The organism is Paraplanobispora takensis, assembly GCF_016863195.1.
Classification (GTDB): Bacteria; Actinomycetota; Actinomycetes; order Streptosporangiales; family Streptosporangiaceae; genus Planobispora; species Planobispora takensis.
The window spans coordinates 55,127-77,079 of sequence record NZ_BOOK01000032.1; the positions used below are offsets into that span (position 1 = coordinate 55,127).

Sequence of the window (21,953 nt, forward strand, 5' to 3'; positions counted from 1 at the left end):
AAGTAGCGATGGCCGGCGCGATGCGCAAGATGGCGGTCTACCTCGGTCTTGTCGAGGACGACCGCTACGAGAGATACGACGCCTACTCCGACGACGAGTACGACGAGTTCGACGACTCGCGGCGTGGGAACGACGAGCGGCCTGGCACGGTCCACGACCGCGAGGAGGACACCGACGCCGGGGTCCCGGCGCCCAGGCCCGCGACGGCCGTCCTGGAGCGCCGTACGACCGATCTGGCGCGCATCACCACCCTCCACCCGCGCACCTACAACGAGGCGCGGACGATCGGCGAGCACTTCCGGGACGGCACTCCGGTCATCATGAATCTGACCGAGATGGTCGACAGCGACGCCAAGAGACTTGTCGATTTCGCGGCAGGTCTGGTCTTTGGCCTACACGGGAGCATCGAACGTGTTACCAACAAGGTGTTCCTGTTGTCCCCTGCCAATGTCGAGGTGACCGCCGAGGACAAGGCCAGAATCGCGGAACGCGGGTTCTTCAACCAGAGTTAGAGTGCCACTATGCACATCGAGTCGAAGCTCACCCCGTCCTTCCGGGGAAGGCGGACCGGGACGGAGGCAGGGCGACAGCGTGGAGATCGTTAGCGGGATCCTGGTCTTTGTCCTGTCCCTGTACCTCGTTCTGCTGATCGGCAGGATGATCTTTGAGACGGTTCAGGCGTTCGCACGCCAGTGGCGCCCCACGGGGGTCGTCCTGGTCCTGGCGGAGGCCATATACACGGTCACCGACCCACCTCTCAAGTTCCTCCGCCGTTTCATTCCGCCACTCCGGTTGGGTACGGTTGCCTTTGACCTAAGCTTCACAGTGCTCTTCATTGTGGTCTTGGTCTTGATCCAACTCGTGTCCGCGCTTCAACCTAGTTGATCGGGTACCGTCCCTCCGGACAGACTCCAAGCGCGCCAAGGAGACCGAAATGCCGCTGACACCCGCTGACGTGCGGAACAAGCAGTTCAGTACGACCAGGCTCAGGCCGGGCTACGACGAAGAGGAGGTCGACGCCTTCCTCGACGAGGTCGAGTCCGAGCTGGACCGTCTCATTCAGGAGAATGAGGAGCTCCGCGCCAAACTGGCGGAGTGCATGCGGGGCAAGGTGCCCGGCGGGATGGGCATGGCCATGGCGCCGGCGCCCGTCACCGAGCCCAAGCCCGAGATGATGATGCCCCCGCAGCCGGAGCCGATGCGGGCCCCGGAGCCGGTGCAGCAGCAGCCCGTCCCCGTCGGCATGGGCATGCCCCCGGCCGAGGACAACATGGACACCGCGGCCCGCGTGCTCGCCCTGGCCCAGCAGACGGCCGACCAGGCGATCGCCGACGCCCGCCGGGAGGCGGACGAGACGGTGACCCGCGCCCGCCGCGAGGCCGACGACATCCTCGGCAAGGCCCGCCGCCAGGCCGAGCAGGTCATCGGCGACGCCCGCGCCCGCGCCGAGACGCTGGAGCGCGACGCGCAGGAGCGCCACCGCCAGGCCATGGGCTCGCTGGTGCAGAACCGCGACGAGCTCGAGCGCAAGGTCGAGGAGCTGCGCTCCTTCGAGCGGGAGTACCGCAGCCGCCTCAAGCTCTACCTGGAGAACCAGCTGGCCGAGCTCAACGTGGCCGCCGAGGGCAGCGGAGGCTTCCCGATCGTGGGCGGCCCGGTGGGCGGGCCTCCGGCCATGTCCCACGCCGCCGCGCCCGGAGCGCAGCAGCCCCTGCAGGGCGGTCCCGCCAACCCGTTCGGCGGAGAGCCGCAGCACCCCGGAGCCTTCCAGGGTGCCGACGGTCCGCACAACGACCGCCGCTAAGGTCCGGGTCATTCCTGTTTGACCCGTACCCAGGAGTTCCTCTGTGATCCTCATCAGCGCTGGTTTGGTCCTGACGGCCGTCGTCCTGCTCATCGCGGGGGTCGTGCTGGCCAAGCCCTTTCTGGTCATGTGGTCGATCGCGGTCAGTGTCCTGTCCGCGGTCTTCCTGGTGATCGGGGCGTTGTTGCGACGCCATGAGCTGTTCCCCGGCAAAAGCAGCGCCGGGACGGCTCCGCCGCTCCCCTACGGGGGACCGGCGACGGCCGGGCCGATGCCCGCGCCGCACATGGCGGCCTCCCACCAGCACCGCGCACCGGGGGGTCCGCCCGTGCCGGCTCCGCCCGGCATGGGGCAGACGGTCCCCGCCGTGGGACGCACGCCGTCCGCGGCGACCGGACCACGTCCCGTCCCGGCGGCCGGACCGGCCTCCGCCACGCGGCAGGGCGTCCTGGACGCCGACGCGATCGTGCTGGTGATCCCCGGCCGCAGGCGTTACCACGTCGCCGGGTGCCGACAGCTGGCCGGCAGGGAGCACGAGGAGCTCACCCACGAGGAGGCGCGTGAGGAGGGCTTCACGCCCTGCACCACCTGCCTGCCCGAGTTCACCGCCGGGGCCCAGGACACCCCCGTCCGCGCCCAGGAGCCCGCCCGGCCCCAGGGCGTCCGTGAGCCCGGCCCCGCCGAGTCCCGCTCCCAGGCCTTCGGGGAGCCCGGTTCCACCGCTGCCGAACTCCGGCAGGTCCCCGGGGAGTCCGGTCCCGCCGAGTCCCGGCCCCAGACCTTCGGGGAGCCCGGCTCCGCCACCGCCGAACCGGCCGCCCACGAGGCCACCGCCCGGTTCAGTCCCCCGTACGGGCCCGTCACCCCGGCCGCCCGGCGCCCCGGCGCCCAGACCCCCGCGCCGTCCGAGGCGGTCACCTCCTCTCAGCAGGCCGGTGCCGTACCCCCTCCCCAGCCGTCCGGGACCTCCGGCGCCGGCGCCTCCGAGCAGTCGCAGCCCGGCTCCTGGGCGTTCACGCCCGCCACGCAGGGTTCCGCGTCGCCCGACGCCCCGGAGCCCGAGACACCGGTCGCCCGGCCGTACGTCCACAGACCCGAATCGGCGGACGAGACCCCGAAGGAGCCGCCGCGCTCCCAGGAGCCGGCGAGCCCCTCCGCCTCCCCGTCGTTCCCGGTCCAGACGCCCGCGTCGTCACCCGCACCGGCCACGGAGGACCCCGGGGCCACCAGCTGGTTCAGCCGGGACCTCGTACCGCCCCCGGCGTCCGCACCGCAGCCGCCGGCCACGCCGGAACCCGCGGTGACGCCGGAGCCCGAGGCGGCCCCGGCCGCTGAGGACTCCACGGACCCGGCCGAGCCCGCGACCGCCGAGCCGGCCGTGGAGCCGGAGAGCCCCGCCGCGCGGGAACGCACGGCGGCGGAAGTCACCTCAGAAGATCAGCAAGACCCCACCGAGCCGGTGGGGCCGACCGGGATCGTGCCCGGGCGCGCCGGGCAGCCGGTGCCGGTCGGCCCCACCTCTGGGACCACGGACGCCCCGGCGGCGGCCGAGGCGTCCCCCGCCGAGGAGGAGGCTCCCCGGCGGAGTCCCGCTTCCGCACCGGAGGTTTCCGAGCAGGCTTCTCCCGCCCGGGAGGAGACGCTCGCCGAGACCCTGGCCGAGGACGACACGGACACCCCGCCCGAGGGCATTCCGGTCGTCAAGCCCGCCGAGCCGCCGCAGGACGAGGCGCACACCTCCCCCGAGGGGATCCCCGCCGTCCCGGCCGAGCCCTCCCCGGACACGGTGAAGGTCATCGCGGGCACCCGCCGCTTCCACAGCTCCGCCTGCCCCCTCATCAAGGGCGTGGACGACGGCGGCATCGAGACCATGTCCCGGGCCGAGGCCGAAGAAGCCGGCCTGAGCAGCTGCTCGGTCTGCGAGGGCACCACCCCCTGACCGGCCGCCCGCCGCCCACGGCGCCGGGCCTCGCCGTACCCCGTCCCGCCGTACCGGCGTGAGGTGGTGTGCCCTGTCGGCGCGAGAACGGCTCGGTCTGTGCGGGGCGGCACCCCGGTCGTCGTCCACGGCGTGGGGGTCCTGCCGTGCAGATGAGGAAGGGCCCCGGGGAGAGATTCCTCCGGGGCCCTTCGCCGGTGGGGTCAGGCGGTGGTACGGCGGAGCTGGAAGGTGAGGCCGAGGTCGGGGTCCTGGTGGGACGGGACGTCCTCGGCGGTCCCCTCGGTGACGGACTGGGCGAGGACCTCGTCGGCCACGGTGCCGCCCTGGGTGCGCAGGGCCTCGGCCAGGTCGGCGTCGGCGGTGGACCACCACAGGTCGATCCGGTCGGTGATGGACAGGCCCGTGGACTTGCGGGCCTCCTGGACCAGCCTGATCACGTCGCGGATCAGGCCCGCCCGGCGCAGCTCGTCGGTGATGGCCAGGTCGAGGGCGACCGTCTCGCCGGTGCCGGTGTCGACGGCCCCGGTCTCCACCGCCCAGCCGGACTTCGGCTGCTCGGTGACGATCACGTCCTCGGCGGTCAGCTCGACCGTGCCCAGCTCGCCCGCCTCCAGCGAGACCGGCGACCCGCTCCGCAGGGTGCGGGCCAGCTCACCGGGGTCGGCGGCGGACACGGCGGCGGCCACCAGCTTCGTCTGCGACCCGAACCGCTTGCCCAGCGCCCGGAAGTTGGGCTTGACCGTGAAGGAGACCAGGTCGGCCGAGAAGCCCGACAGGTCCTCCAGAGCCTGGACGTTGAGCTCGTCGGCGATCAGCTCGCGCAGCTCGGCGGAGAGCCCGGCCCAGCCGGGGGCGCCGACCAGGGCGCGGCCGAGCGGCTGGCGGGTCTTGACCCCGCTGGAGGCGCGGGCCGAGCGGCCCAGCTCCACCAGGCGGCGCACCAGCGCCATCTGCTCCGACAGCGCCGGGTCCAGCAGGGCGGAGTTCGTCTCCGGCCAGCCGGTCAGGTGGACCGAGACGGGGCTGTCGTCCCCGCGGAGCACGTCCCAGACGTAGTCGGTGGTGAACGGCACCACCGGCGCCATCAGGCGGGTGACGGTCTCCAGGCACTCGTACAGGGTGGCGAAGGCCGAGACGTCGCCCGACCAGAACCGGCGGCGGGAGCGCCGCACGTACCAGTTGGACAGGTCGTCGAGGAACTCGGCCAGGCGCCGTCCCACCCGGGCGGTGTCGAACTCGTCCATCGAGGCGGTGACCTCGGCCACCGTCCGGTGCAGCTCGGCCAGCGCCCAGCGGTCGATCAGCGGGCGCTCGCCGTACGCCGGGGCCTGGCCGAGCATGGACGGGCCCCAGGACTCGGCGCCGGCGTACAGCGTGAAGAACGAGACGGTGTTCCAGTAGGTCAGCAGGACCTTGCGGACGATCTCCTCCAGGGCCGCGTGACCGACCCGGCGGGCCGCCCAGGGCGAGCCGGAGCAGGCCATGAACCAGCGCAGGGCGTCGGCGCCGTGCTGGTCCATCAGCGGCATCGGCTGCAGCACGTTGCCCAGGTGCTTGCTCATCTTGCGGCCGTCCTCGGCCAGGATCAGGCCCAGGCACAGCACGTTCTCGTAGGAGGAGCGGCCGAAGACCAGCGTGCCGACCGCCATGAGCGAGTAGAACCAGCCGCGGGTCTGGTCGGTGGCCTCGCAGATGAACTGCGCCGGGTAGGCCTTCTGGAGCATCTCGCCGTTCTGGTACGGCGCGCCCCACTGGGCGAACGGCATCGAACCCGAGTCGTACCAGGCGTCGATCACGTCGGGCACGCGGCGCGCCTCGGCCCCGCAGGAGGGGCAGGGCAGCGCGACGTCGTCGACGTAGGGCCGGTGCGGGTCGAGCCCGGAGACGTCCTGGCCGGACAGCTCGCTCAGCTCGGCCAGCGAGCCGACGCAGGTGATGTGCGACTCGTCGGCGGAGCAGACCCACAGCGGGAGCGGGGTGCCCCAGTAGCGGGAGCGCGACAGCGACCAGTCGACGTTGTTGCGCAGCCACTCGCCGAAGCGGCCCCACTTGATCGTCTCGGGATACCAGCTGGTCTTCTCGTTCTCGGCGAGGAGCTGGTCCTTGATCGCGGTGGTGCGGATGTACCAGGCGGGCAGGGCGTAGTACAGCAGCGCGGTGTGACAGCGCCAGCAGTGCGGGTAGCTGTGCTCGAAGTGGCTGCCCCGGTACAGCAGGCCGCGCTCGCGCAGGTCCGCGGTCAGGCCCTCGTCGGCGTCCTTGAAGAACTGCCCGCCGACCATCGGGACGCTCTCCAGGAAGCGGCCGTCCGGGCCGATCGGGTTGACCACCGGCAGGCCGTAGCGCTTGCAGGTCGTCATGTCGTCGGCGCCGAAGGCGGGCGCCTGGTGGACCAGGCCGGTGCCGTCCTCGGTGGTGACGTAGTCGCCGAGCACCACGTAGTGCGCGCCGGGGATGTCGACCAGCTCGAACGGCCTGCGGTAGGCGGTGTGCTCCAGCTCGGCGCCCTGGAAGGTGGCCAGCACCTCGGCGTCCTCGCCCAGCGCGGCGTGCAGCAGCGGCGCGGCCACGACCAGCACCTCCTCGGACCCGGCCGGGCGCGCCGCGACGTAGGTCACCTCGGGGTGCACGGCCACCGCCGTGTTGGACACCAGCGTCCAGGGCGTGGTGGTCCAGATCAGCAGGGAGGCGCCCAGCTCGGCCAGCGGGCCGGAGACGACGGGCATGCGGACGTAGACCGACGGGCTGGAGACGGTCTCGTAGCCGCCGGGCTGGCCCAGCTCGTGGTCGGACAGGCCGGTGCCGCAGCGCGGGCAGTACGGGGTGATCCGGAAGTCGCGGAACAGCAGGCCCTTGTCGAAGATCGTCTTGAGCGACCACCAGACGGACTCGACGTAGGAGGGGTCCATCGTGCGGTAGGCCTGGGACAGGTCGATCCAGTAGCCCATCCGCTCGGTCATCTCTTCGAAGGCGTCCACGTGCCGCAGCACCGACTCGCGGCACCGGGCGTTGAACTCGGCGATGCCGTACGCCTCGATGTCCTTCTTGCCCGACAGGCCGAGCTCTTTCTCGATCCCGACCTCGACGGGCAGGCCGTGGCAGTCCCAGCCGGCCTTGCGGGGCACGCTGTAGCCCTGCATGGACTTGTAGCGGGGGAAGACGTCCTTGAAGACGCGGGCCTCGACGTGGTGGACGCCGGGCATGCCGTTGGCCGTGGGCGGGCCCTCGTAGAAGACCCAGGTGGGACCGCCGGCGTTCTGCTCAACCGAGCGCTCGAAGACCTTGGCGTCCCTCCAGCGCTCGAGCACCTCGTGCTCGATCGCGGGCAGGTCGACCTGTGCGGGAAGGGGTCGGAAACGGGCGGACATCGGGACGGAACCTCCACGCTGGCACGGGCACTGGCGTGGAGGGACGAGACCTCGCGGCCCCGCGGTACCACCCTCCTTGACCCCCGCACGGCGGAGGCCCTCTTCCTTCTCGGTCGCTGCCGGGTCTACTGGGCCGCTGGATTCCGTTGGATTCCCGGCCGTTCTTCCGGCGGCTCAGGGGTGATCTTCTCTCCGGGCCCCGCCCCGGGCTCGCACCGTCCCCGGGTCGCTCCTGCGAGGGGGATCGGAGGTACTCGTCCCCATCAACGCCTTGCGAACTCAAACGATAACGCACACACGGCGCCGGAGGCTTCCCGATATCGGGGCGTCGGACGGAATGAGATGAAAGAGAGGGGATAGTACGGGATTAGTAAACAGACCGGTGTGGCGTTTGCCGTTTTGTTATCGGCGACCTAAGCTGCCCGCACCGTTTACCGCCCGGGTAGGGGTCCGATCGAGTGAGGAGGCCGACATGGCCACGACCGTACGCGCAGATAAGAGCGCGGTAGTGCCGGCACAGAACGGTCCCACCGTAATCTGGACGGCGGAGGAGCTGGCGGAGGTCCGCGAGCGGCTGTCCGCGGAGATCGGGGAGCTCACCGCCGAGATCGCCAGGGCGGAGTCGGAGATCGCCTCCAACGACGTCACCGACGGCGCCGGCGACGACCAGGCCGACGCCGGGGCCAGGACCTATCAACGCGAACGCGAGATCGCCCTTACTCTGAATGCGCGCGACTTGGTCGCGCAGAATGAGCGAGCGATCGCCCGGATCGACGCGGGGACCTACGGAGTGTGCGAATCGTGCCACCAGCCGATCGGCAAGGAGCGCCTGCAGGCGTTCCCGAGGGCGACGCTGTGCGTGGCCTGCAAGCAGCGGGAGGAGCGCCGCTGAGCGGTGAGGCGGAGGGCGGGGAGGCCCCGGCCGCCCCGCTCCCGGCGCGGCGGATCGCCGTGCTGGCGACGATCGTCCCGATCGTCTACGTGCTCGACCTGGTCACGAAGACGATCGTGTTGCAGACGCTGGAGGACCGCGATCCGCTGGTCCTCATCCCCGGGTTCCTGCAGTTCAGGGTGATCTTCAACTCCGGGGCCGCGTTCAGCATCGGCGCCGGGATGACGATCGTCTTCACGTTCGTGGCGGCCGGGGTGGTGATCGCGATCCTGCGCACGGCGCGCAACCTGCGGAGCCTGCCGTGGGCGATCACGCTGGGCCTGCTGCTGGGCGGGGCGCTGGGCAACCTGACCGACCGCGTCTTCCGCTGGCCCTCGGGCTTCGGGCGGCCCTCGCCGTTCCAGGGGCACGTGGTCGACTTCATCGAGACCTTCCCCGGCCACTTCCCGGTCTGGAACGTCGCCGACGCCTCGATCGTCTGCGGGGGGATCCTCGCCGTCCTGCTGGCCTGGCGGGGCTACCAGATCGACGGAACGCACGACACCGGGCAGAAGGAGCACAAGGACCGGAAGGGGCGCGAGAGCGATGGCTGAGCGACGGAGCCTGCCGGTTCCCAACGGGCTGGAGGGTGAGCGCCTCGACGCCGCGCTGTCACGCCTGTTCGGACTGTCCCGCACCCGCGCCGCCGAACTGATCGCCTCCGGCGACGTGCTGGTGGACGGCTCACCCGCCGCCAAGTCCGACCGGGTGCAGGGCGGCGAGTGGCTGGACGTCGTCCTGCCGCCCCCGCCCACCGCGCCCATGCCGGTGGCCGAGCCGATCCCCGGGATGGCGATCGTCTACGAGGACGACGACATCGTGGTCGTCAACAAGCCCGTCGGCGTGGCCGCCCACCCCACCACCGGCTGGACCGGGTCCACCGTGATCGGCGGCCTGCTGGGCGCCGGGCACCGGGTGGCCACCAGCGGCGCCGCCGAGCGTCAGGGCATCGTGCACCGGCTGGACGCCAACACCACCGGCGCGATGGTCGTGGCCAAGAGCGAGCACGCCTACTCCCACCTGAAGCGGGCCTTCAAGGAACGCACCGTGGACAAGCGCTACCACGCGCTGGTCCAGGGCCACCCCGACCCGCTGCGCGGCACCGTGGACGCGCCGATCGACCGCCACCCCTTCGGGGACGGCCGGTTCGCGGTCGTGGCCGGGGGCAAGCCCTCGGTCACCCACTACGACACGATCGAGGCCTTCCGTGCGGCGTCGCTGCTGGACATCAAGCTGGAGACCGGCAGGACCCACCAGATCCGGGTCCACATGTCGGCGCTGCGCCACCCGTGCGTCGGCGACATGCTGTACGGCGCCGACCCGACGCTGGCCTCGCGCCTGGGGGTGACCCGCCAGTGGCTGCACGCCGTCTCGCTGGCCTTCGAGCACCCGTCCACGGGTGAGTGGGTCTCCTTCACCACCGACTATCCCGCCGACCTGGCGCACGCCCTGAAGGCCGTCAGAGGCGACTGAGGCGGCGCCCGCGCGTCCCGCCCGGGGCAGCGACCCGTACGGCGCTCAGCGCGGGCCGTCCGTGCGGCGGGCGCCGGCGGCCCCGGGCCGATGAGCCCGGGAGGGACTCACCCCTTGCCCTTCCCCTTGCCCTTGCCCTTGGTCAGGGCCTTGACCGCCTTGGCGGGCTTGGCCTTCTTGCCCTTGGCGGCGCCGGGGCTCAGGGCGTTCACCCCGCTGCCGGGGTTGACCTGGCCGGGGGAGTCGTCGCCCGAACCCGGGTCGGACTCCTGCTCCGAACCGCCGGAGTCGTCCTCCGGCGCGTCGGAGGAGCCGTCCGAGCCGCCGGGGTCCTCCTGCGAGGGCTTCGGCTTCTGGGAGGGCTTGTCCGACGGCTTGCCGGTGGGGGCGTTCTCGCCGCGGTCGTCCCGGGTGGGAGAGGCGGAGGGACGGGTGTCGGCGGGCTCCGGATCGGTGCCGCCGGTCAGCTCCGTCGACTCGGGCTCGCCCGGCGCCTCGTCCTCGGTCGCGGGGACGCTGCTCACCGAGGTGGGCGGCTTGGCCGGATCGGTGCCGGAGGACTTGGAGGTGATCCAGGCCATCCCGCCCGCGCTCAGGGCGATCGCCAGGGCGGCGGCCGTCGCTGCGGTCAGCATGGAGCGGCGGCGGGAGCCGGGACCGCCGGAGGCCGACCACGGGTCGGGGCCGGAGGCGGCCGCCAGCGGACCGGGGGCCGGGACGCCGGGCGGCGTCCCCCCGTCGGCGAGGGCGGGCGCGACGACCGCCGCGGCCGCGGCCGCGGGCGCCGTGTCCCGTGGCGGGAGCGGTGCTCCCGCGACCGCGGCGGGTGGCGGGGCGGCCACGTCCACCGGCATGGTGGGCTCCGGGGCGGTCCCGGCCACGATCGCCGCCAGGTGCGTCTGCACCTCCTGGGTGGACATCCGATGCGCGGGATCCTTGCGCAGCAGCCCGTGGATCACCGGCCCCAGCGGCCCGGCCAGCCGCAGCGGGCCCGGGGCCTCGTGCATGACCGCGGAGAGCGTGGCCAGCGGGTGGGCGCGCTGGAAGGGGGAGTGTCCCTCGACCACCATGTACAGCGTCACGCCGAGCGACCACAGGTCGGAGGCGAACTGCGCGGGCCCGCCCATCGCGCGCTCGGGCGCGATGAAGGCCGGGGTGCCGATGAGCGCGCCGGTCCTGGTCACCGAGGAGTCGCCCTCCAGCACCGCGATGCCGAAGTCGGTCAGCACCGCCCTGCCGTCGGTGGCCAGCAGCACGTTGTCCGGCTTGACGTCACGGTGCAGCACGCCCACGCGGTGCGCGGCGACCAGCGCCCCCAGGACGTCGAGTCCGATACGGGCCACCTGGACGGGCGGCAGCGGCCCGTCCTCCCTGATCACGGCGCCGAGCGTGCGCGAGTCCACGAGCTGCATGACGATCCACGGCCGCCCGCGCTCCTCGATCACGTCGTAGACCGTCGCCACGCCCGGGTGGCCGATCCGCCCGGCCGCGCGGGCCTCCCGGAGCGTGCGGACGGTGAAGACCTCGCGTTCGGGGCCGGTCAGGTCGGGGGAGGGGATGACCTCCTTGACCGCCACCTGGCGGCCCAGGACCTCGTCCCGCGCCCTCCAGACCGTGCCCATGCCCCCTTGGCCGATGTGCTCCAGCAGCCGGTACCGGTCACCGATGAGCTCCTGAGAATCGGACATGCGAATCCGGCTACCCCGGATCGTTCCGGGTAATCCGGACCAGTCAGGCTATCTGCCGCGGCTCCGCTTCCCGGGAGGTCCGTACCGCCGCGGGCGCCCCCTCCCGCCGGGGGAGCGAGGGCTCCACCCGCAGCGGCCGGGCCGCCCAGGCGGGCAGCCACCAGTTCCACCGGCCCATCATCGCGACCGTCGCCGGGACGAGGACGCCGCGGATGAGGGTGGCGTCCAGCAGGATGCCCAGCGCCAGGCCGCTGGCGAACACCTTCACATCCAGCTCGGGCGTCATGGCCAGCGCGGCGAAGGAGACGAACAGGATCAGTGCGGCCGAGGTGACCAGGCGCCCGGTACGGCCCACGCCCTCCACCACCGCGTGGACGGTCTCGCCCGACCTGTCGTACTCCTCGCGCATCCTGGCCAGGATGAACACCTCGTAGTCCATGCTGAGGCCGTACAGGAAGGCGAAGATCGTCAACGGGACGAACTCGCCGATCGAACCGGTCGGCTGGATGCCGAGCAGTTCCCGGGTGCCCCAGCCGTACTGCCACAGCAGCACCATCGCCCCGACCACCGCGCCCAGCGAGAGCAGGTTGAGGGCGATCGCCTTGAGCGGCAGCAGCAGGGAGCGGAAGGCCCGCGCCAGCATCACGAACGTGACCAGCGCGATCAGCGCGAGCATCCACGGCAGGGCTCCGTAGGCGTGCTCGCGGAAGTCCATGCTCTGCGCCGCGGCGCCGCCGACCCTGATCTCCGCGCCGCCGGCCCCGGCCTCCGCCCCGGCGGCCCGCCTGACCCGGGTGACGGTCTCCTGCCCGGCGTCGGTGCCGCTCTCCGCGACCGGCAGCACGGTGACGACCGCGGTGTCGCCGCGCCGCCAGGACGGGTCGTCCGGCGCCAGCACGGCGGACACGCCCTCGACGCCCCCGATCCGCGCGACGGCCCGCGCCGGATCGCCCACGACCAGGACGTCGAAGGGGGTGATGGAACCGGCCGGGACCTCCGCCCGGCGCAGCGCGCTCAGCCCCTCGTACCCCGGGCCCGACGTGCGCAGGTGACCGCTCTCCGGCAGGCCCAGGTCGGCCTCCAGCGCGACGGCGCTCAGCGCGACCAGCAGGCCGCCGGTCAGCAGCGCGGCCGGGCGGCGCAGCCGTACCACCCCGCGTGCCCACGACGACCAGACGCGCCCGGCCCGGGCCTCCCGGCGGTACGGCGGGGCCGCCGCGGCGCCGCGCCCGCGCTCCAGGCGCCGGCCGGTGAGGGCGAGCAGGACCGGCAGCACGGTCAGCGTGACGGCCACGCTCACCGCCGCGATGACCATCCCGGCCAGGCCGAGGCTGCGCAGGAACGGCACCGGCAGCACCACCATGGTCATCAGCCCGGTCGCGACCGCGGCGCCGCTGAACAGCACCGCGCGCCCGGCCCCCCGCATCGCCCGGTGCACGGCCTCCTCGCCGCGGTGCCCGCCTGCCTGCTCCTCCCGCCAGCGGGCCACCAGCAGCAGCGAGTAGTCGACGGCGATGCCCAGGCCCAGCAGCGGCATGGTGGTCAGCGCCACGTCGTGCACGGTCGTCACCAGCGTCAGCAGCAGGATCACGATGAAGGACACGAAGGTCGCCAGGACGGAGACGAGGATCGGCACGAGCGCCAGGGCCGAGCGGAAGACCACCAGCAGCACGGCCACCGCGGCGGCCACGCCGATACCGATCTTGGCGGGGACGTCCACGCCGCCGGCGTCCACGCTCGGAGCCAGGGTGTCCAGGCCGGTGACGTGGACGACGCTGCCCGGCGGCAGGACGGGGGCCATCGCGGCCTTGATCACCGGGCTCTCGTCGGGGACCTCGCCCAGGCCGCCGCCCGGCGGGCTGCCGTCGGAGTAGGTGCCCGGGAAGACCAGGCCGAAGGTGGTGCGGCCGTCGGAGCCGACGAGCCGCGGGTCGCCGGTCCCGGCGTAGGAGACCACCCGGGCCCCGGGCAGCCGCTCCGCGACGGCCGCGAACGCTTTCCCGATCACCTCCCGGTGCTCCTGCGCCCGCATGCCGCCGGGCAGGACCACGACCGGGACGAACGGCCGCTGGTGACCGCCGTTGCCGTAGATCCTGACGATCTCCCGGTTGGCGTCGAAGGCGGGCATCCCGGGGTGGGCGTACTCCTCGGAGAGCCGCTGGATCGCCAGCGGTGTCGCGGCCAGGCCCGCCAGGAAGGCCAGTACGGCCAGCACCATGACCGTCCGCCCGCGCCGCAGTACGAAGAACGAGAGTCTCTGCATGCCGCCAGTGCAGCAAAGCGATCTTCAGCGGCCGTGTGACGGCTCTCAGAGATCTGTGGGAGGCGGGCTTCACAGAGTTCTCCCAGAGCTTTTCAAGATCGGACAGGGGAGACTGGAGGGGTGAGCCGCATACTGGTCGTGGACGACGAGCCCTACCTCGCCGATCTCGTCGCCACCGCGCTGCGATACGAGGGCTTCGAGACGGTGACCGCGGGCACGGGCGCCGCGGCGGTGGCGCAGGCCGGCGCGTTCCGTCCCGACCTGATCGTCCTGGACGTGATGCTGCCCGACGTGTCCGGCACGGAGGTGTGCCGCCGGATCCGCACGGGGGGCTCCGAGGTGCCGGTGGTGTTCCTCACCGCGCGCGACGCGACCGAGGACAAGATCGGGGGCCTGGCGGCGGGCGGGGACGACTACGTCACCAAGCCCTTCAGCCTGGAGGAGCTGATCGCCAGGATCCGGGCGGTGCTGCGGCGGACCAACCCCCCGCGGAGCGGCCGGCTGACCTTCGCCGACCTCGTCGTCGACGAGCGGGCCTACGAGGTACGGCGGGGCGGGCGGCGCATCGACCTGACCCCCACCGAGTTCAAGCTCCTGAGCTTCCTGGCCGCCAACGCCGGCCGGCTGGTCTCCAAGCGGCAGATCCTCGACCACGTCTGGGAGTACGACTTCGGCGGCAACGACGGCGTGGTGCAGACCTACATCAGCTATCTGCGCCGCAAGGTCGACTCCTGCGGCCCGCCGCTGATCCACACCGTGCCCCGGGTGGGCTACGTCCTGCGCCTGCCCCGGGAGGACGACTGATGCCCTCCCGGACCCGCCCCGCCGCCGCAGGCCGCACTCATCCCGCCGCGGGCCGCACCCGCCGGTCTCCCGGGGTTCCGGACGGCTCCCGCCGCCTTCCCGGCCTGCGCCCGCCGGCGTCCCTGCGCGGCCGGCTGGTCGTGACGGTCGCCGGCCTCGTCGCCCTGGCCCTCGGCACGGTCGCCGGGGCCACCTTCGGAGCGCTGCAGGACTGGCGCGGGCACGAGGGCGCCCGGCTGCTGGCCATGGACACCCCGCAGGCCCTGCTCGCGGCCTCCGACGAGCTGACCGGGCGCGTCGCCAACGTCATGATCATCTCATCGGCGGTGGCCCTGGCCGGGCTGACCCTGCTCGCCGCGCACCTGGTCGGCCGGGGCCTGCGGCCACTGGACCGGATCGTGGAGGCCGCGGCGGACATCGGCGCGGGCGACCTCGACCGCCGGATCGAGACGGCCCCGGACGGCAGCGAGGTGGGCCGCCTCGGCCACGCGCTCAACGCGATGCTCGGCCAGATCGAGAGGGCCTTCCGGCAGCGGGAGGAGTCCCAGGACCGGCTGCGCCGCTTCGTCGCCGACGCCTCCCACGAGCTGCGCACGCCCATCGCGACCATCCGGGGCTACGCCGAGCTGTTCCGCCGCGGCGCGGCCGGCCGGCCGCAGGACCTGGCCACGGCCATGCGCAGAATCGAGGCGGAGGCGGCCCGGATGGGGGCGCTGGTGGACGAGATGCTGCTGCTGGCCCGCCTGGACCAGGGGCGCCCCCTGGAACACGCCCCGGTCGAGCTGACCGGGATCGCGGCCGACGCGGTGGCCGACGCCCTGGCCGTCGAGCCTGACCGGCCGCTGTCGGTCGAGCACGACGGGCCGGTCGAGGTGCGGGGCGACGCGGCCAGGCTCCGCCAGGTGGTCGGCAACCTGCTGGCCAACGTGCTCGCGCACACCCCGCCGGGCACCCCGGCCGTGGTGCGGGTGAGCATGACGGCCGGGACCGGGCCGGCGTCCGGGACTGCGTCGGCGTCCGGGACCGGGCCGGTGGACGCCGCCGGTGCCGTGGGCCCGGCCCGGCGGGCGGGGGAGCCGCTGATCGAGGCGGGGGAGGCGCTGATCGAGGTCGCCGACGAGGGGCCCGGCCTGACCCCGGAGCAGTGCACGCTCGTCTTCGAGCGCTTCTACCGCGCCGACCGCACGCGCGAGGGGTCCGGGGACCGGGGCGGAGCCGGTCTCGGACTGTCCATCGTGGCCGCGGTCGCCGCCGCCCACGGCGGACGCGCCGAGGCGGTCGCGCGGCCCGGCAGGGGAGCGGCCTTCCGGGTGCGGCTGCCCGCCGGTGCCGGGCGGCCGGCGCCGCCCGGCACCGTCCCATGACAGGCCGGGGCGGGCGCCGGTATGCGGAGCCGGACCGCGGCGCCGTACGGCCACCGAGCCCGTGCGGTCACCGTGGTCGCGTGATCCGGATCCGCGCGGTCACAGGCCCGCCAGGCGCAGCAGCGCCGTGACGAGGGCCGCCGCGGCGAGCACCACCAGGAACGGCGCGCGCAGCAGCAGGGCCACCACCGCCGCCCCGAGCCCGGCGGTGCGCGGCCAGTCCAGCACCAGGGACTGCCCGTGCGTGAAGGTCTGCACCGCGATCAGTGCGGCCAGCAGCGCCACCGGGACCAGCGCGGCGAAGCGCTGCACGCCCGGGTGGTCGAGGATCCTGCGCGGCGCCGACAGCCCGGCCAGCTTCAGTGCGTAGCAGCCCGCGCAGACGGCGACGACGGCCCACCATGTGGCGCTCACCTCGGCCTCCTGAGGATCACGGCGAGCACGACCACGGAGGCCAGCAGCACGGGCACCCCGGCGGGGGTGAAGGGGGTGGCGGCCAGCGCGACCGCCGCGCCGCCGATCGCGATCGGCCGCAGGGTCCGGGCCTCGGGGTCGTCGCCGGTCAGCCGGGGCCACAGGATCGCCAGGAAGGTGGCCGGGCCGACGGCGTCCAGGCCGAACACCGCGGGGTCGGCCACGCTGGAGGTGCCCAGCGCGCCGAGCAGGGTGGTGGCGTTCCAGGTGAGATAGAGAGTGACGAAGGTGACGAAGAACCCGGTCCTGGCCGACTCCTCGTCCGGCTGGGACATCGCCACCGCGGTCGTCTCGTCGATCACCCCCTGTGCCACGGGAATGCGGCGCCAGCCCCTGATCCCGAGCAGACCGGCCAGGCGCAGGCCGTACAGGCTGTTGCGGACGCCGAGCAGCAGCGCGCCCGCGGCGCCCGCGACGAGGTTGCCGCCGCCCGCCACGACTCCGGCCAGCGCGAACTGGGAGGCGCCGGTGAAGGCGAACAGGCTCAGCACGCACGTCTGGGCCACGCTCAGCCCGGCGGTGACCGCGGCGGCGCCGAAGGCCACTCCGGAGAGTCCGACGGCGATGCCCACCCCCAGCCCGTCCCTGGTCGCTGAGGAACGAGTGGTTGTTTCCATGGAAGTGAGGCTATGTCCGATTCGATAGTGCGGTCTTGTACGTTCCTGCGCGCTGGTACGCGGCCGGGGGCACGCCCACGATCCGCTTGAAATGCCTGTTCAGGTGGGCCTGGTCGGTGAAACCGACCTCGGCGGCGACCTGCGCGGCGGGCGTTCCGGAGTCGAGCAGGCAACGGGCCCGCCGTACCCGCAGCGTGTTCAGGTAGGTGTGCGGGGGGAGGCCGGTGGCGGCCTTGAAGGCGCGGATCAGCGTGAAGGGCCGCACCTCCACCGCCCGCGCCAGGTCCTCCAGCGTCGGCGGGTCGAGGAGGCTCTCGTGCAGGATCTCCCTGGCCCGCCGTACCGCGTCGTCCCCCGCGGACCGCTGCGGCCGGGGCGGGCGGTAGGCGGCGTGGTGGCGCACCAGCGCGCCGAACGCCGTGCGGGCCAGGCTGGAGGACGCCAGGTCGTCGCCGCGCTCGGCGGCCAGATGGGCGGCGCGCAGCAGGGGGGCCGCCTGCGAGCCGGGCACGACGGTCTGCGGGAAGTACGGCGTGCCCCGGCCGGCGAGCAGCTCGTCCGCGATGTCGGCGATCACCTGGACGGACGGGTAGAGCATCCGGTAGGACCAGCCGTCCGGCACGCCCGCGTGACCGGTGTGCACCTGCTCGGGGTCGACCAGGACCACGGACCCGGCGCCGGCGCGGTGCCGGGCGCCCCGGTAGTCGAACTCCTCGACCCCGGACAGGATCACCCCGATCGCGTACTCCTCGTGCACGTGCCGGGTGAAGCGGTGCGTGACGTAGCGGGCCTTGAGCAGGTCCACCCCCGGCAGCGCCGGGTTCCGCCAGAACCGCGCCGCCTCCGCCTCCTCTTTCCCCGCCTCGGGCGTCATGGCCGGAACGTTCTGGTGAACCTGTCGAAGAACGCCCGGTTCCAGGTGGCGTCGGCGCTCTCCCAGTAGATCGCGTACGGCTTGCCGGCGGAGGTGCGGAACCCCCGGTCCAGCACGTGCCTTCGCTCGCCGGCCTTGTCGTAGGTGAACTCCCAGTCGGCGGCGGGCCGGTCCAGATACGTCAGTCCGGTGATGCCGAGGCGCCGGTAGCCGGGCCAGAGGTCGTCCTCGTTACCGCCCTGCTCGACCTTCTCCCAGTGCCTGACCGGATCGGTCTCGGAGTCCTCCGTCGACTCGATCCACAGGAAGCGGTCCGTGCGCGGATCGCGGAACTCCACCCGGTCGCGGCCGGAGGACCGCTTGACGCTCCAGGTCCGCGGCACCGCGACGCTGAAGCCCAGCGGATCCTCGTGCAGCCGCCAGCCCCGCGGGATCACCCGGCCGTCCGGGAGCGTGGCCTCGGGGGTCGCCCGAGTGGCCGAGGGGGTGGGCTCGGGGGTCGGCTCCGGCGTGCTCTGCGGGGTCTGCCCGGGCCCGGTCGTGCTCGTCAGGGAGGCGGAGATCGTGGGCGGGTTCCCCCCGCCCTCCGTGCCGCGGTTCTGGAGCACGAACCAGCCACCCGTGCCGACCGCGAGCACGAGCACCGGGATCCCGACCGCCAGCGCCAGGCGCACTCCCCGGCGCGAGCCCTGCGACGGGCCGCCGGGGTAGGTGTACTCCGGCCGGGCCCGGCGCCCCTGGTAGGGGGGCTCGCCCGGCCGCGTCGCCCGCGCCGGGTACGGCTCGTGTCCGGGGAGGGAGGGGCCGCCGGGGTACGGCTGCTGCCCGAAGGCCGCTCCCGCGGGCAGGGGGTCCTGCTCGGGACGGGTGGGCTGCGCCGGCTGGGGCGCATGGCCGTACGGGACGGGAGGGGCGGGATAGGGGTGCGGCTCGCCGTACCGGGTCTCCTGGGCCGGTGCGAGGGGCGGGGCGGGATGGGGGTGCGGGGGCGCCGGCGCGGGCCCGGCGGGCGGCGGGAGGTCGTCGGGGATCGCCGGCCCGGCGGCGCGGACGAACAGGGCCTCGGCCTCGCCGGTGCTCATACGGGCCGACGGGTCGGTGGACATCAGGCCGAGGATCGCCGTGGCGAGCGGGCCGATGTGGGTCATCGGGCTGGGCTCGCCCCGCAGGACGGCCATCATGGTCGCCGCGGGTGTCGCGCGCTCGAAGGGCGGACGGCCCTCCAGCGCCGCGTACAGCGTCGCGCCCAGTGACCACAGGTCCGACTCCGGGGTGGCGGGCAGTCCGTGCAGGCGCTCCGGCGGCAGGAAGGCCGGGGTGCCGACCATCCCGCCGGTGCGGGTGATCCGGGGCTCCTGCGTCATCGAGGCGATGCCGAAGTCGGTCAGCACCACCCGGCCGTCATCGGCCAGCAGCACGTTCTCCGGCTTGACGTCGCGGTGCAGGACCCCGGCGGCGTGCGCGGCGCGCAGCGCCCCCAGCAGGCTCAGGCCGATGGCCGCCACCCGCTCGGGGGGAAGCGGCCCCCGCTGCCGGACGACCTCGCCCAGCGAGCGCGAGCGCACCATCTGCATGACGATCCAGGGCCGGCCGTCCTCCTCGACCACGTCGTGCACGATGATCACAGAAGGGTGGTCGAGCCGCCCGGCGGTCCTGGCCTCCCGGATGGTCCGCCGGTTCAGATCGGCCCGCGAGGCATCGTCGACCCCCCGGTAGCGGACCTCCTTGACCGCCACCGTGCGGTCGAGAAGCTCGTCGTGGGCACGCCAGACGACGCCCATCCCGCCCTCGCCGATGGGTTCGAGCAGGTGATACCTGCCCGCGACCCTCCGTTCGGTCATCGTTCTCCACCCCTCCCCGGCCCACGAATCGTAGCCCTTCGGGTGGGACTTCACTTTTTCGAGGAAAACGTCTCGGTGAATCCCTCGAACAGCTTCAGGTTCTGCTCCCACTCGGACGCGTAGGTGTGCCAGTAGATGGCGTAACCCCGGCCCTTCCCGGTGAGGAACCCCCGGTTGACCACGCGGGCCCTGCCCGACCTCGCCTGCCAGGTGAACTCCCAGTCGGCCGCGTCCGCCATGTAGTCCACCCTCTTGATCCCGATCAGCTTGTAACCGGGGAAGTTGGCGCGGGCCTGGGGCTCGTACTCGTCCCAGTCCTTCTTCGCGTCGGAGCCGGGGGTGTCGGTGTACTCGATCATGAGATAGCTGAACGAGTCGTCCGGCCCGCGGAAGCGGACCTGCGTGCCCTGGCGCCTCTCGACCTCCCAGCCCTTGGGCAGGCCGACCGAGAAGCCGTTGGGGTCCTTGTGCGTCTTCCAGCCGCTGGGCAGGGCGCCCTTGTCCCCGCCCTCCTTCTTCTTCTCCTTCTCCCCGCCCTTGTCCCCGGCGGTCTCCGACGGGTCGGCGGAGGGGGAGTCGTCCTCCGAGGGCGTGGCGGACTGCGGGGACTCGGAGCCCCCACCGGACGACGAGCCGTCACCGGTCCCGTCCTCCGTGGTCGCCGGGCTCGGGTCCCGGCCGCTCGCGCCGGTCTCACCGCTGTTCATGCCGATCCAGATGCCCAGCGCGCCCACCAGGAGCAGCGCCCCGATGACGACCGGCAGGGCGCGCCGCATGCCGGAGGAGGACAGCAGCGCCGACAGCTGGGTCTGCTCGGCGGGCGTCACGTCCTCGTACGGGACCGCCGGCAGCGGTCCGGGTTCCGGCACGGGGACCGGCTCCGGCGCGGACGGGCGCGCGGAGGACGCGGGAGTGGAGGGAGCGGGACGTGCGGGGGCCGCGGGCGGGGGCGTGGAGGACGCGGACGGGCGCACGGAGGGCATCGGCGGCGTCGGGTCGGCGGCGTCGGCGCCCAGGCCCTTGACGTACTGCCTGGCGGAGGAGGCGGGCGCCTCCTCCGCCGGGGACGGCGTCTCCTGCGCGGGGGCGGGCGTCTTCCCTGACGCTGCTTTCCCGGACGCTGCTTTCCCGGACGCAGTCTTGTCCGCCGGGGTCTTCTCAGCCGGGGCCTTCTCCGAGGGCGTCTGGGCGGGGGACTCCACGGCCGAGGTCTGCGCGGCGGAGGTCTGCGCGGCGGAGGTCTCGGACGGGGCGGGCGGCCTGGCGACGTGCCCGGTCTGCGGGATCGCGGCGGCCGCCGCGGCGCCCGCGGCCTCGGCGGCGTCCTGCGGGCGGGACGCCGGCTCGGCGGGGGCGGCCTTGTCGCCCGCGGGGGCGGCCGGCGTCCGCTTGCCCGCCGGGCTCCCCTCGTCCGCGGGCGCCTTCCCGCCGGGCGCGGCGCCGTACGGCTTGCGCCTGTCCACCCCGCCCGCGGGCGGGGTGGAAGCGGGCCACTCGCCGGCAGGGGAGGGCAGCTTGCGGGTGGCCGCGACGGGGGGCACCGCCCACGGCTGGGTGGAGGAGTGCCCCTCGGCCACCCGGCGCAGCATGGCCGCGGCCTCGGAGTAGGTGAGCCGCTGGATGGGCTCCTTGCGCAGCAGCCCTTCCAGCACCGGCAGCAGCGGGCCCGCGTTGTGCGCGGGGTCCGGCGGGTCGGTCATGACCGAGTGCATGGTGGGCAGAGGCAGCTTGCGGTCGTGCGGGGAACGCCCCTCCACCGCCGCGTACAGCGTCGCGCCCAGCGACCACAGGTCCGACTCCCTGCGGGCGGGCAGGCCGCGCAGCCGTTCCGGCGCGATGAAGGCGGGGGTGCCCGCCACGCCGGTCATGGTCAGCGTGCTCTCCGAGTCCAGCGTGGCGATGCCGAAGTCGGTGAGGACCACCCTGCCGTTGTGGGCGAGCAGGACGTTCTCCGGCTTGACGTCGCGGTGCAGCACGCCGGCGTCGTGCGCGCTGTGCAGCGCCTCCAGCAGGGCCAGCCCGACCTCGGCCACCCGCCGGGGCGGCAGCGGCCCGTCCTCGCGCAGCACCTGTCCCAGCGAGCGGGAGGGCACCAGCTGCATGACGATCCAGGGCTGCTCGTTCTCCTCGATCACGTCGTAGACGATCACGACGTTGGGGTGGGTGAGCCTGGCCGCGGCGCGGGCCTCGCGCATCATGCGCCGGTTGAGGGTCTGGACGTCCTCTCCCAGGGCAGCGGAGTAGCGGACTTCCTTGATGGCGACCGTACGGTCGAGAAGCTCGTCGTGGGCCTTCCAGACCGTGCCCATCCCGCCCCGCCCGATGGGTTCCAGGAGGTGGTAGCGGCCTGCGACACGTCGCCCTTCCTGGGGTCCATCAGACTGCATCACCAGCTTCAAACCTCCCTCACAGTGAAGGAGATCCTCCCATAAACAAGGATCCGCCCGGACCTGTCGCGCGGTTCAGGGTGCCGTGCCCCGGAGGAACGCCCGGCTTGCGCAACTCGTGTC

At 73.4% G+C, this 21,953-nt stretch carries 17 protein-coding genes; 9 read left to right on the forward strand and 8 right to left on the reverse strand.

The features are described 5' to 3' along the window. Nucleotides 1-8: 8 nt before the first annotated feature. The 4 genes from Pta02_RS21950 (at nucleotide 9) to Pta02_RS21965 (ending at nucleotide 3,743) form a co-directional block, all read left to right on the forward strand. Nucleotides 9-512: a cell division protein SepF gene (locus Pta02_RS21950; RefSeq protein ID WP_203876772.1), complete on the forward strand. Its 504-nt coding sequence runs from the start codon at nucleotides 9-11 to the stop codon at nucleotides 510-512. 79 nt (nucleotides 513-591) lie between these two features. Next, complete coding sequence (locus Pta02_RS21955) at nucleotides 592-885, forward strand: YggT family protein (protein ID WP_203876773.1); 294 nt, start codon at nucleotides 592-594, stop codon at nucleotides 883-885. A 49-nt stretch (nucleotides 886-934) separates the two neighbouring features. Further along, nucleotides 935-1,804 carry a DivIVA domain-containing protein gene (locus Pta02_RS21960; protein WP_203876774.1) on the forward strand — a complete coding sequence of 290 codons (870 nt, stop codon included), beginning with the start codon at nucleotides 935-937 and terminating at the stop codon, nucleotides 1,802-1,804. 43 nt (nucleotides 1,805-1,847) lie between these two features. Beyond that, on the forward strand, nucleotides 1,848-3,743 hold the full coding sequence (locus tag Pta02_RS21965) for a hypothetical protein (protein WP_203876775.1): 1,896 nt from the start codon (nucleotides 1,848-1,850) through the stop codon (nucleotides 3,741-3,743). 203 nt (nucleotides 3,744-3,946) lie between these two features. Here Pta02_RS21965 and ileS read toward each other — a convergent pair whose 3' ends face one another. After that, nucleotides 3,947-7,114 carry an isoleucine--tRNA ligase gene (ileS, locus tag Pta02_RS21970; RefSeq protein WP_203876776.1) on the reverse strand — a complete coding sequence of 1,056 codons (3,168 nt, stop codon included), beginning with the start codon at nucleotides 7,112-7,114 and terminating at the stop codon, nucleotides 3,947-3,949. 472 nt (nucleotides 7,115-7,586) lie between these two features. On the opposite strand from ileS, the gene Pta02_RS21975 reads away from it, so the two are divergent. The 3 genes from Pta02_RS21975 to Pta02_RS21985 are packed head-to-tail and all read left to right on the forward strand — an operon-like array spanning nucleotide 7,587 to nucleotide 9,518. Then, complete coding sequence (locus tag Pta02_RS21975) at nucleotides 7,587-8,006, forward strand: TraR/DksA family transcriptional regulator (protein ID WP_203876777.1); 420 nt, start codon at nucleotides 7,587-7,589, stop codon at nucleotides 8,004-8,006. Beyond that, nucleotides 7,970-8,599, forward strand: coding sequence for a signal peptidase II (locus Pta02_RS21980; RefSeq protein ID WP_307837488.1), 630 nt, complete (start codon nucleotides 7,970-7,972; stop codon nucleotides 8,597-8,599). The genes Pta02_RS21975 and Pta02_RS21980 overlap by 37 nt, the downstream gene beginning before the upstream one ends. Further along, on the forward strand, nucleotides 8,592-9,518 hold the full coding sequence (locus Pta02_RS21985) for an RluA family pseudouridine synthase (protein WP_203876778.1): 927 nt from the start codon (nucleotides 8,592-8,594) through the stop codon (nucleotides 9,516-9,518). Before Pta02_RS21980 ends, Pta02_RS21985 begins: the two co-directional genes overlap by 8 nt. Before the next feature lie 107 nt (nucleotides 9,519-9,625). Here the strand turns inward: Pta02_RS21985 and Pta02_RS21990 are convergent, their stop codons facing one another. Together Pta02_RS21990 and Pta02_RS21995 are read right to left on the reverse strand one after the other, a co-directional pair. Next, complete coding sequence (locus Pta02_RS21990; protein ID WP_203876779.1) at nucleotides 9,626-11,206, reverse strand: serine/threonine-protein kinase; 1,581 nt, start codon at nucleotides 11,204-11,206, stop codon at nucleotides 9,626-9,628. A 43-nt stretch (nucleotides 11,207-11,249) separates the two neighbouring features. After that, nucleotides 11,250-13,469 carry an MMPL family transporter gene (locus Pta02_RS21995; RefSeq protein ID WP_203876780.1) on the reverse strand — a complete coding sequence of 740 codons (2,220 nt, stop codon included), beginning with the start codon at nucleotides 13,467-13,469 and terminating at the stop codon, nucleotides 11,250-11,252. A gap of 120 nt (nucleotides 13,470-13,589) precedes the next feature. Here Pta02_RS21995 and Pta02_RS22000 point away from each other — a divergent pair, with 120 nt between their 5' ends. Both Pta02_RS22000 and Pta02_RS22005 read left to right on the forward strand, forming a co-directional pair. Next, the gene (locus Pta02_RS22000) at nucleotides 13,590-14,273 is read left to right on the forward strand and encodes a response regulator transcription factor (RefSeq protein WP_203876781.1); all 684 of its coding nucleotides are present in this window, start codon (nucleotides 13,590-13,592) and stop codon (nucleotides 14,271-14,273) included. Beyond that, nucleotides 14,273-15,637, forward strand: a complete 1,365-nt coding sequence (locus Pta02_RS22005; RefSeq protein ID WP_203876782.1) for a sensor histidine kinase — start codon at nucleotides 14,273-14,275, stop codon at nucleotides 15,635-15,637. Before Pta02_RS22000 ends, Pta02_RS22005 begins: the two co-directional genes overlap by 1 nt. Before the next feature lie 99 nt (nucleotides 15,638-15,736). Here the strand turns inward: Pta02_RS22005 and Pta02_RS22010 are convergent, their stop codons facing one another. The 5 genes from Pta02_RS22010 to Pta02_RS41975 are packed head-to-tail and all read right to left on the reverse strand — an operon-like array spanning nucleotide 15,737 to nucleotide 21,830. Further along, nucleotides 15,737-16,051 (reverse strand): AzlD domain-containing protein, encoded by a 315-nt coding sequence (locus tag Pta02_RS22010; RefSeq protein ID WP_203876783.1) that lies wholly within the window; start codon nucleotides 16,049-16,051, stop codon nucleotides 15,737-15,739. Continuing rightward, nucleotides 16,048-16,728, reverse strand: coding sequence for an AzlC family ABC transporter permease (locus Pta02_RS22015; RefSeq protein WP_203876784.1), 681 nt, complete (start codon nucleotides 16,726-16,728; stop codon nucleotides 16,048-16,050). The genes Pta02_RS22010 and Pta02_RS22015 overlap by 4 nt, the downstream gene beginning before the upstream one ends. 10 nt (nucleotides 16,729-16,738) lie before the next feature. Next, nucleotides 16,739-17,602 carry an AraC family transcriptional regulator gene (locus Pta02_RS22020; RefSeq protein WP_203876785.1) on the reverse strand — a complete coding sequence of 288 codons (864 nt, stop codon included), beginning with the start codon at nucleotides 17,600-17,602 and terminating at the stop codon, nucleotides 16,739-16,741. Further along, nucleotides 17,599-19,443 carry a serine/threonine-protein kinase gene (locus Pta02_RS22025; RefSeq protein ID WP_203876786.1) on the reverse strand — a complete coding sequence of 615 codons (1,845 nt, stop codon included), beginning with the start codon at nucleotides 19,441-19,443 and terminating at the stop codon, nucleotides 17,599-17,601. Before Pta02_RS22025 ends, Pta02_RS22020 begins: the two co-directional genes overlap by 4 nt. A gap of 50 nt (nucleotides 19,444-19,493) precedes the next feature. After that, nucleotides 19,494-21,830, reverse strand: coding sequence for a serine/threonine-protein kinase (locus tag Pta02_RS41975; protein WP_203876787.1), 2,337 nt, complete (start codon nucleotides 21,828-21,830; stop codon nucleotides 19,494-19,496). Nucleotides 21,831-21,953 lie beyond the last annotated feature (123 nt).

Excerpts from the sequence above, each read along its gene's own strand:
- Pta02_RS21950 (WP_203876772.1), top strand. The coding sequence starts at position 9 with ATGGCCGGCGCGATGCGCAAGATGGCGGTCTACCTCGGTCTTGTCGAG.
- Pta02_RS21960 (WP_203876774.1), top strand. The coding sequence starts at position 935 with ATGCCGCTGACACCCGCTGACGTGCGGAACAAGCAGTTCAGTACGACC.
- ileS (WP_203876776.1), bottom strand. The coding sequence starts at position 7,114 with ATGTCCGCCCGTTTCCGACCCCTTCCCGCACAGGTCGACCTGCCCGCG.
- Pta02_RS21975 (WP_203876777.1), top strand. The coding sequence starts at position 7,587 with ATGGCCACGACCGTACGCGCAGATAAGAGCGCGGTAGTGCCGGCACAG.
- Pta02_RS21985 (WP_203876778.1), top strand. The coding sequence starts at position 8,592 with ATGGCTGAGCGACGGAGCCTGCCGGTTCCCAACGGGCTGGAGGGTGAG.
- Pta02_RS21990 (WP_203876779.1), bottom strand. The coding sequence starts at position 11,206 with ATGTCCGATTCTCAGGAGCTCATCGGTGACCGGTACCGGCTGCTGGAG.
- Pta02_RS21995 (WP_203876780.1), bottom strand. The coding sequence starts at position 13,469 with ATGCAGAGACTCTCGTTCTTCGTACTGCGGCGCGGGCGGACGGTCATG.
- Pta02_RS22005 (WP_203876782.1), top strand. The coding sequence starts at position 14,273 with ATGCCCTCCCGGACCCGCCCCGCCGCCGCAGGCCGCACTCATCCCGCC.
- Pta02_RS22015 (WP_203876784.1), bottom strand. The coding sequence starts at position 16,728 with ATGGAAACAACCACTCGTTCCTCAGCGACCAGGGACGGGCTGGGGGTG.
- Pta02_RS22020 (WP_203876785.1), bottom strand. The coding sequence starts at position 17,602 with ATGACGCCCGAGGCGGGGAAAGAGGAGGCGGAGGCGGCGCGGTTCTGG.
- Pta02_RS22025 (WP_203876786.1), bottom strand. The coding sequence starts at position 19,443 with ATGACCGAACGGAGGGTCGCGGGCAGGTATCACCTGCTCGAACCCATC.
- Pta02_RS41975 (WP_203876787.1), bottom strand. The coding sequence starts at position 21,830 with ATGCAGTCTGATGGACCCCAGGAAGGGCGACGTGTCGCAGGCCGCTAC.